The organism is Microcoleus sp. D2_18a_B4 (assembly GCF_036702475.1).
In the GTDB taxonomy this organism is placed as follows: Bacteria; Cyanobacteriota; Cyanobacteriia; order Cyanobacteriales; family Microcoleaceae; genus Microcoleus.
Window position 1 is genome coordinate 1,809 of the sequence record NZ_JAUBTL010000107.1, and the last position, 10,327, is coordinate 12,135.

5 protein-coding genes are annotated in these 10,327 nt (G+C 47.2%); 4 read left to right on the forward strand and 1 reads right to left on the reverse strand.

Going from position 1 to position 10,327, the window contains the following annotated elements:
• Nucleotides 1-1,186 (forward strand): calcium-binding protein (locus tag QUB04_RS31630; RefSeq protein ID WP_333290627.1); only part of this gene is annotated, 1,186 nt, incomplete at its 5' end.
• A gap of 312 nt (nucleotides 1,187-1,498) precedes the next feature.
• Nucleotides 1,499-6,058 carry a choice-of-anchor Y domain-containing protein gene (locus QUB04_RS31635; RefSeq protein WP_333290628.1) on the forward strand — a complete coding sequence of 1,520 codons (4,560 nt, stop codon included), beginning with the start codon at nucleotides 1,499-1,501 and terminating at the stop codon, nucleotides 6,056-6,058.
• A gap of 511 nt (nucleotides 6,059-6,569) precedes the next feature.
• Here the strand turns inward: QUB04_RS31635 and QUB04_RS31640 are convergent.
• Nucleotides 6,570-8,186, reverse strand: coding sequence for a Ppx/GppA phosphatase family protein (locus QUB04_RS31640; RefSeq protein ID WP_333290629.1), 1,617 nt, complete (start codon nucleotides 8,184-8,186; stop codon nucleotides 6,570-6,572).
• A 210-nt stretch (nucleotides 8,187-8,396) separates the two neighbouring features.
• On the opposite strand from QUB04_RS31640, the gene QUB04_RS31645 reads away from it, so the two are divergent.
• Entirely contained in the window at nucleotides 8,397-9,281 is an 885-nt protein-coding gene (locus QUB04_RS31645) for a 4-hydroxybenzoate solanesyltransferase (RefSeq protein WP_333290630.1), read from the forward strand.
• Between the two features lie 619 nt (nucleotides 9,282-9,900).
• A partial coding sequence (locus QUB04_RS31650) for a PPC domain-containing protein (RefSeq protein ID WP_333290631.1) occupies nucleotides 9,901-10,327 on the forward strand: 427 nt, incomplete at its 3' end.

Consider the following 10,327-nt stretch of genomic DNA (forward strand, 5'->3'; position numbering starts at 1 on the left):
GGAAACTCCAAAGGAAACTCCCACGGAAACTCCAAAGGAAACTCCCACGGAAACTCCAAAGGAAACTCCCACGGAAACTCCAAAGGAAACTCCCACGGAAAGTACAGATGATCGCGATTGCATTTGCGAACAGATTACCCTACCCGCGATCGGTTCGATTCCGGGCCCGAATTCTGTCGATCGCACTTTCAACGGCACTGACGGCGACGACTTCCTCATCGGCAGCAATCTCAACGACGTTATCAGCGGTTTCAACGGCGACGACGTTCTGCTGGGCGAAAAAGGCAACGACAATATTTACGGGGCACTGCCCAGCAATATCCCCCTTGGCCCGAATGCAGACAAAGACTTGCTGTTTGGCGGCAATGGCAATGATTACCTCAACGGCGCCGGCAGCGACGATCGCATTTTCGGGGGTAAGGGCGATGATGTGGCGATCGGCGGCAAAGACGATGACTTGATTTGGGGCGACAAAGGCAATGACACTCTCGTTGGAGCTCAAGGTAACGACAGCTTGTTTGGAGGCAGTTTTGACCCGTCTAGCCTTGACTCGACTGGACGCGATTTGCTGTTTGGCGGTGCGGGCAACGACTTCTTGAATGGGGGAGATGCTGCGGATACTCTAAGCGGCGAAGAGGGCAATGATACTGTTTATGGCGGCAAGGGCAATGACGTTGTGGTGGGGGGTACTGGCAACGATCTGCTGTTGGGCGATCGCGGCAGTGATAGCATTTGTGGCGACGATGGGGACGATACTATTTTCGGAGACAGTGCGATCGACTTTAACGGCGAGCCTGATTCCCTGTGCGGTGGTGCTGGCAATGATTTGATGTTTGGCAACGGCGGTAGTGACAAACTATGCGGCGAGGAGGGTAACGATACTCTCTATGGCGGTAAAGGCGACGATTGTTTGATTGGCGGTTTGGGCAATGATATTCTCAGCGGTGGCATTGGGCGCGATCGCTTTGTTTTAACAGCAGGTGAAGGCAGCGATCTAATTACTGATTTCACAAAAGGTGAAGATTTGCTGGTGTTAGGGGGCGGTCTAACTTTTGGTCAACTTAGTATTACCCAAAGCGCTAATGCAGCTTTCATCAGGATTGGTGAGAACGGTCAACTGTTGGCTGCTTTGAATGGAGTGCAAGCTAGTGCGATCGGTCTGAATGATTTTACCATCTTCGGGTAAGCACAAATTAATTAACTAAGGTGCGGAGTACGCACCTTAGTTAATTATGTAGGGTTCACAGCGCGTAGCTTGCCGCTATGAGTAGTGTATCAAATCACTTTTTGCGTCCGGGAGTGCGATCGACAATAATCCAAGCTTTTGCTTGACACGGCTCAGCACTCCCGGTATTATTTTAGTAATAAAAATGACTTAAACAAGCCACTGTACGGAGAAACTACTGACAGTGTATTTACGTAAATAAAAATTAAATGTAAAAAAATTGATAGTAGTTGGCAGCTAATACATAATCATCTCAAATTTAGGTGCATCTAGATGGGACAGATAATTATTAACGAATTCCGGCGGAACGGGCAATTCCAGGGGAATGAGTATGTGGAACTGCTGTTGACGGAAGATGTAAGTGCAACTCAGCTTCAGAGCTATTTTGTGGGGGATTCAATTGGTGCAACAGCACAGAAAAATTCTGCTTATCAGTTCAGGAACATGGCGAGTATTGCTCCTGTATTCAAGGCAGGAACCATAATTGCGATCGGCGGTTCAGGTGTCATTCCTACTGATGATATTACCTACAACCCCGTTGCCGGCGGAAATGATGCTGATTGGAACATTCAATTGCGGATAAATAACGCTGCTGGCGGTACTTATCTCAATAATGTCTTAGTCGGAACTAACGCTTTTGGTGGGGATTTTGCAGCATCAGATATTGTTTGGGTAGATACTAGCAGTGCGGGAATTACTTCTGTTGATTCCCTCGCCTGGAGAACATTGGGGACACACGGAGCCTTTGGGAGTGCAGCTAAGGTACAAATTCTAGCACCAAGCAACGGGGGTAATGTCGAGTTTGTGAGCAATGTTGGCGGCATCAACAGAACTGCTAGTTATACTATAGATAGTCCCGGCTCCTTGGGTTTACCCAACGGCGGAATTAACACTATTTATATTAACAGCCTCCGCAACAGGCCAGTTAACATTGCTCCGACTTGGGCAACTCCTAATGTTAATCCGCCGATCGCAATAAATGAAGATATACCCAGCGCCGCTAACACAGGCTTTAGTATTTTTAACATCACTAGCGAGTTAGGCGGTGAGGCTAATGGCGATCCTTTGGGTGTTGCAGTCACCGCTGCAGACAATAGTAACGGTAACTGGCAATTTTCAACTGACGGCAATACTTGGACAAATTTCGGTGCAGTGTCTGAAAGTTCAGCAACAGTGCTCGGCCCGACTCCTCTTTATAATGGCTTACTTGGTAACACTCCCAGTTCTCAAAATTGGCTGTCTTTGACTAACTCAAATCTTGCTTCTCCTACCGCTACAGCTTCAGAATTTTTTAGCGGTAATGGAGTTAATTTAAACAGCACTGCGGCTAATAGCATCTATGCTGGCTATACAAAAAAATCTTTAAATCCGTCATTTCCACCGCTCGATCGCACTACAGGCTTTAGCTTGTCTTTTAATCTCCAAATTATCTCGGAATCCCGCACTAATCAAAATCAAGCTGGTTTTAGCATAGTTGCCGTTACTAGCGATCGCAAAGCCATTGAAATCGGTTTCCAGCAGCTATCTGAAAACTCTGGCAATATCTTCGCACAAGGCGACGGCATTACTCCCAACCCCGGCGGACAAACCAACGGCTTATTTCTGGCAGCAGAGAATGTTGGTTATCACACCAATATTGCTACTAACTACACTCTCAGAGTTCAAGGTGACAAATACTTTCTTTCCGATGGCAGCGAGATCATACTAACCGGCCCGCTGCGCGATTATTCAGGATTTAGCGACCAGATAGATCCTTACGAAACTCCTAATTTTCTATTCCTCGGTGACGGCACTAACTCGGCGCAAGCTAACATCAACCTGACGCGCGTTTCCCTGCAAACGCCTGCGAGAGTCCGCTTTGTACCCAACCCAAACTATTACAGTACCCCTGGAAGCGAACCAAAAATTACTTTTCGGGCGTGGGATGGAAGTAACGGAGTGGGCAACGGTACTGCGGGCGTCAATGCTTCAGTTACTGGGGGAACAACCCCGTTTAGCACTAATAGTTTAACAAGTTCGATCGCAGTTAATCCAGTCAACGATCCACCTTCGTTTGTCAAAGGGGTCGATCGCACTCTCAGCAGCAATTCGGGGCCACAAACCATCCCCGGATGGGCGACTGAGATTTCTCCAGGCCCTAACGAATCAGGACAAACTGTGGCTTTTCAAGTGGTAGGGAATGATAATGCTGCTTTGTTTAGTGTACAACCTGCGATCGACTCGGTGGGGACGCTAACCTTTACACCAGTGCCGGGGGCGATCGGCAGTGCTAATATCACTCTAAACCTGAGAGATAATGGCGGTAGAGATAACGAAGGGCTCGATACTTCTGACGACCAATCGTTCATTATCAACCTCACCAATCCAGGCACATTTAATTTCAGCAAGGCCAACTACAGCGTTAATGAAAACGGTCAATTTGCCACAATTACCGTTACTCGCACTGATGCTAATGTGGCGGCTGCTGTCAGTTACAGTACAAGTAATGGCACTGCTAATGCTGGTACTGACTATAACCAGAAATCGGGAACATTAAATTTTGGCATTGGCGAAACTACTCAAACTTTCACGATTGCAATTATTGATAATTCCGAAATAGAACAGGATGAAACTGTTAATTTAACTCTGAATAATCCCACTAACAAAGCAGATTTAGGAGCCATTTCTACTGCTGTTTTGACTATTGTAGATACTACTCCGACTCCGACACCTGCGGAAACTCCAACTCCGACACCGACTCCAACTCCTGCGGAAACTCCAACTCCGACACCGACGCCAATTCCTGCGGAAACTCCAACTCCGACACCGACGCCAATTCCTGCGGAAACTCCAACTCCGACACCGACGCCAATTCCGACGCCAATTCCTGCGGAAACTCCAACTCCGACGCCGACTCCGACACCTGCGGAAACTCCAACTCCGACGCCGACTCCGACACCTGCGGAAACTCCAACTCCGACGCCGACTCCGACGCCTGCGGAAACTCCAATTCCCACACCGACGCCTGCGGAAACTCCGACTCCGACACCTGCGGAAACTCCGACTCCGACACCTGCGGAAACTCCAACTCCGACTCCGACGCCGACGCCTGCGGAAACTCCAATTCCGACTCCGACGCCTGCGGAAACTCCGACTCCGACGCCTGCGGAAACTCCAATTCCCACACCGACGCCAATTCCGACTCCGACACCTGCGGAAACTCCGACACCTGCGGAAACTCCGACGCCAATTCCGACTCCGACGCCTGCGGAAACTCCGACGCCAATTCCGACTCCGACGCCTGCGGAAACTCCAATTCCCACACCGACGCCAATTCCGACGCCGACGCCTGCGGAAACTCCAATTCCAACTCCGACGCCAATTCCGACAGCGACGCCGACGCCTGCGGAAACTCCAATTCCGACAGCGACTCCGACGCCTGCGGAAACTCCGACACCAATTCCGACGCCAATTCCGACTGCGACACCAATTCCGACGCCTGCGGAAACTCCAATTCCGACGCCAATTCCTGCGGAAACTCCAATTCCTACACCGACGCTAATTCCTGGGGAAACTCCGACACCAATTCCAACGCCAATTCCGATATCTGCGGAAACTCCAATTCCGACGGCTAAACCGGCGGAAACGCCGATCGCAACTGACAATTCGATCGCCCCAACCACATCTCCACCAACCGAAACCCCCACACCTGCGCTAATTCCTGTGGCTTCGGAAGACTGTATGTGCGATCGAATAACTTTACCCGATCGCACTTCCATTCCCGACCCCAATATCCCTGAAAATATGCTCAACGCTACAGACAGCAGCGATTCCCTAATCGGCAGCCATATTAATGACAGCATCAACGGTTTTAACGGCAGCGACTTGGTAATTGGCTTTCCAGGCAACGACAATATTTACGGTGGCCTTGCTAGCCCAGTTACTGTTGGCGCGGATGCAGACAGCGACACCATATTTGGCAACGAAAATAACGACTATCTCGTCGGCCACGCTGGGAATGACATTATTTATGCGGGTAAAGATCCAGATGTGGCGATCGCAGGCAAAGATAATGACGTAGTTTGGGGCGACAAAGGCAGCGATACCTTGCTTGCCGATGAAGGTAATGACAGTTTATTTGGCGGCACTTCTGATGCGTCTGACGGTGATTTTACAGGAAAAGATTTGATATTTGGCAATAGTGGCAATGACCTTTTATACGGGGAAGAAAGCGAAGATACTCTTTCTGGCGGCAAGGACAATGATACCTTACATGGTGGCAAAAATAACGATATAATTTGCGGCGATTCGGGCAAGGATTTGCTGTTTGGAGAGTTGGGAAATGACACCATCTGCGGCGGCGAGGGCGAGGATACGATTTTCGGAGATATTGACAATATCGCGACGGATGCTAGCAGTCAAAAAGATTATTTGTGCGGCGGTGGCGGCAATGATTTAATTTTTGGCAATCAAGATGCCGATCAATTGTGCGGCGGTGACGGTAGCGATACTCTGTACGCGGGTGAGGGTGATGATACTTTGATTGGGGGAATTGGCGACGACTGGTTGAGGGGAGACTTCGGAAACGATACGCTGCAAGGGGGAAGCGGGCGCGATTACTTTTTCTTGACTGCGGGAGAAGGCCGCGATGTCATCGCTGATTTTACGCAAGGTGAAGATTTATTAATTTTGACGGGAGGGTTAACGGTCGATCGACTCAGCATAGTTGAAGAAAACACTACAACTTTTATCAAAATTGCCAACACTGATCAAATCTTAGCTAGCCTCAACGGCGTGTCAGTTAATCTCATCACTCAACAGGATTTTACAGTAATTGGGCTACCTGGTTTGTAGATAATATGGAATCCGCTTGTATCAGAATAATCGCTAATATCATGTCCGATCGATTAACCATAATATCCCGGTCGGCGCGGGTTTTTGAGATGGTCAATTATTGGCAGGTATTGTTGGTGATGGGAGCCCCTACAAAAATCGATCTCGCTCGACCGGACATGATATGAGACACTACTTAAATCTTTCGTATAGCGTCAGCCAATAGTCATAATCGCCTTGATTTATCCTCTCTAAAATTAATCTACCCTGCCTTCAGAAGGCAGGCTAGGGCGATCGGGAGGACTGTGGATTCAAACACAATATTGGTACTATAGCAATCCTAAATGATTCGCAAATTTTGTAGGGGTAGTGCCCCCGTGCCTACCCACTAATCTATCGGGGCAACCACGGGGGGATTGCCCCTACAATAATTACGCAAATGATTTAGGACTGCTATAGACTTGGGATTAAGTTGAAACTGTAGGGGACGCGCGCACCCTACAGTTTCTCGTTTTCAGGCTCGGCTTTGTATTTAAACCGGAACCAGAGTCGGTTCCAAAGTTGCCACTAATTTGAGATTGTACTCATATTCAAAACACGGCTTTTTATAATCCAAACTCCACAGTTCTAGAGCGCAATCGTCTTCTGGATTGAGCGGTAGTAGCCGCAAGTGAAACTCTCTAACTTCCGGGCGGTATTCGCATTTAAAATCAGAAATTGCGCCTATTTGCCGCCTATCTAAAGCCACAGCCAACCGCAGAAAAGGATGCAGTTTACTGACGAATTCCCGGTATTTTTTCGGGAGTACAATAAAATTTTCGTGCTTCTTTTTAGGAGGATTCTTCCGGTGATAGCGAGCCAAATTGGCAATTACTTCAATCTCAGTTTCAGTGTATCCTAATAACTCACCATTGCGAATTAAATAGTAAGAATGCTTGTGGTGCGCTGAATGACTGACGTACAAACCGCAGTTGTGCAGAATCGCGGCAGCCCACAGCAACTCGCGTTCTTCGGTTCCCCAATTGTGTAGAATTCCTTGAGTTTGGTCGAAGAAATTGAGCGCAAATGCTGCGGTTCTTTCGCTTTGTTCTAAATTGACTTGATATTTGTCAGCCATGTGCAGAATGCTGCGCTGGCGGATTGAACCTTGATAGCGCAAGCGGTTTTCAATTAAACCGTGCGCCAGCATCCAGTCAACAATTACGCCTTCTCTCAGAGAGCGATCGCACACAGTCAGCGATTCAATTCCTAATAGTGTCATCGCTTCCTGCAAAATCATAGATCCTGCCAGAATAATTTCCGCCCGCTTGTCCGACATTCCCGGAATTGCCAACCTTTCGGCATAAGAAAGTTTGCGAAAGCGATTGACTAAATCGCGCAAATCTTTTAAACTTAACTGATATCCGGCTAGGGGATTCGGCACTGTTCCCAACTTTTCGCGAGCGTTAATGGCAGCCAGAGTTTCGATGGTTCCAGCAGTGCCAATCAAGCGCAAAGGTTCGCCCGCATTGAAGTGAGAGCGCAATTCGTCGATCGGTCTTTCGAGCGAAATCCGAATATAAGCTTGCAAATAAGTAAACTCCTCCCTACTAATCGGGTCTGTTTTGACAAATTGTCCTGTTAAGCGAACAGCACCAATTTTTGTACTGGTGAGACAGCGAGGCTCAGAACTGTCTCCTAAAATCAACTCCGTAGAACCGCCCCCAATATCAATAATTACCTGCGACTGATTGTTAAACTCCATACCCGAAAGAACACCGAGATAAATTCTCCGCGCTTCTTCTTGACCAGAAATTAAACTCACATTCAGGTCTAATTCTTCAGCAACTTGTTTGAGAAAATCTCGCCCGTTAGGAGCTTCCCGAACTGCACTCGTAGCCACAGCGATAATTTGTTCAGCATTGAAAGTTTTAGCAATATCTTGAAAACGGCGCAGAGTGGCGATCGCCCTTTGCATAACCTCGGACTTCAAGCACCCTGTCTTAACCTCACAATCGCCCAACCGAACCGTATCTTTTTCTCTAGCAATAATCGTAAACGCGGGCAATTTCGGATCGATGCGCGCCACCACCATGTGAAATGAGTTAGTACCCATATCAATAGCAGCAATAATGCGATTTGACTCCGCAGAAGCAAGTGAATTAACCATTGGAGTATCGGGGTTGACAGATATTTATGATTATTTCACGAATCCAGTTAGGGATTCTATTAAATTAGCTAAAATTTGGAAGTGCTGACTGGGCAAGACTTTCACCTGTTTTAAATTCCGATAGAAGTATGGTCGCCAGCAGAGATAGTAAGTGATTGTGCCTAAAATTTGATAAAATCTAAAGTTAAAAATATCAAATCTAGAATTAAAATGCTTAAAGAGCCCGATCGCCAACCCGAATCCACATTGCTAACCGTCGTGAGGCTTTTGAGATGGGACAAACCAGCAGGAAGGCTCATTTTAATGATTCCAGCCCTCTGGGCCGTCTTTTTAGCAGCCGACGGGAGGCCGCCTGCAGCATTGGTGGGCGTGATTGTGTTGGGAACCCTAGCCACGAGTGCGGCTGGATGCGTCATCAACGACTTGTGGGATCGCGATATCGATCCCGAAGTAGAAAGAACGCGATCGCGCCCCCTAGCATCCCGCGCCCTCACCGTGCAAACTGGGATAGGAGTTGCATTAATTTCCTTTGCTTGCGCGGCGATTCTCGCTTTGTATCTCAATCCTTTAAGCTTCTGGCTGTGTGTCGCCGCCGTACCAGTAATTATCTGCTATCCACTGGCAAAAAGATTCTTTCCAGTGCCGCAATTAGTGTTATCAATTGCGTGGGGTTTTGCAGTTTTAATTAGTTGGAGCGCCGCCGTTGGAGAACTAGAATTAGCGACTTGGTTGCTGTGGGGTGCAGTCGTGCTGTGGACGTTAGGATTTGATACAGTTTATGCGATGAGCGATCGGGAAGACGATTTGCGTTTGGGGGTGAATTCTAGCGCGATATTTTTCGGGGATAATGCCGCTAATGCTGTGGGTTTTTTCTTTGTGGGTACTGTCGGTTTGTTAGCGGCGATGGGGATTAATTTACACTTGCACATTGGTTTTTGGTTGGCAATTATTGCGGCGGCGATTTTGTGGTTTTTGCAGTACAGTCAACTGCGGAATGCGGATATTCCTAAGCCAATTTACGGTCAAATCTTTCGCCAAAATGTTTGGGTGGGGTTTGTCATATTGGCGGGGATGATTGTTGGGGAAAATTTTTAATTTATTGTAGGGCTTTTCCCGCAGGAAACGGGTGTGAAACTCGAATGATTGAAGTTTGAAAGAAGAGCTTCACATCGATTTAAGCCTGAAAGCCTGTGTCTCTCTGCTTTGTATCGAAGTCTCCAACGGCTGCACGATCCAGAAAAAAGGGGATGTGCGATCGCTTCTTCCCCGTTTTTCTGGATTATAAATAAATATACTTACTTATTAATGCAATTGAATTAAACTGTTCGGAGAGATTACTGATGCGTGGGCTTCTAAAAACTGATATGATTTTTCTGTATTAGACAATTTTATACTCACTTATACTAAATTACTGAGTATAAACAAGTACGTCTTTTATCCCGCAGGTATGGAAATTGGGTACAGACAACATTTTCACAGGAAAAAAATAAATGTCTAACGCTGCCATTTCCTAGTCGCTATTAAACACTCAGTGTAAAGTTTCATTACAAAACGAAAAAAAGATGCGGCGCTGTCTGATACATAGATAGGGGCACAAAGTGAAGCGAGTTTAAAGACTGTGTAAAGTTTTGCTCCTTCAGTTGAATTCGCGTGCATTATTAGTACAGGCGAGACAAGATAAAAGTAACTACCTAGAAAAAAAGGTAAAAAGACTATGGCTGATAACTTTGCTAACCGAACTTTGCTCACTGGCGTACAGGTGAGTACAACAGGGTCAAATATTGGCTCCACCGGAGAAGTAGGTGAACCTACCCAAAGTGGGACAATTAACTCGCAGTGGTGGTCTTGGACAGCACCGAGTAGCGGGACTTTTTATATTGACACCAAAAACAGTAATTTCGACACTTGGTTGTCGGTTTTCACGGGTTCTGCGGTTAATAACCTCAGTCTGATTGGCTCCAATGATGATGGTGGAGGGAATAACACTAGCCTGCTTAGCCTGAATGCGATAGCCGGGACAACCTATCAAATAGCTGTCGATGGTTTTAGCAGTGCTACAGGTTCGATTCAACTTAATATTGCCCCTCCCCCTCCAGCCAATGACAATTTTGCCAACCGAATTGCTTTGACAGGTGTAACAG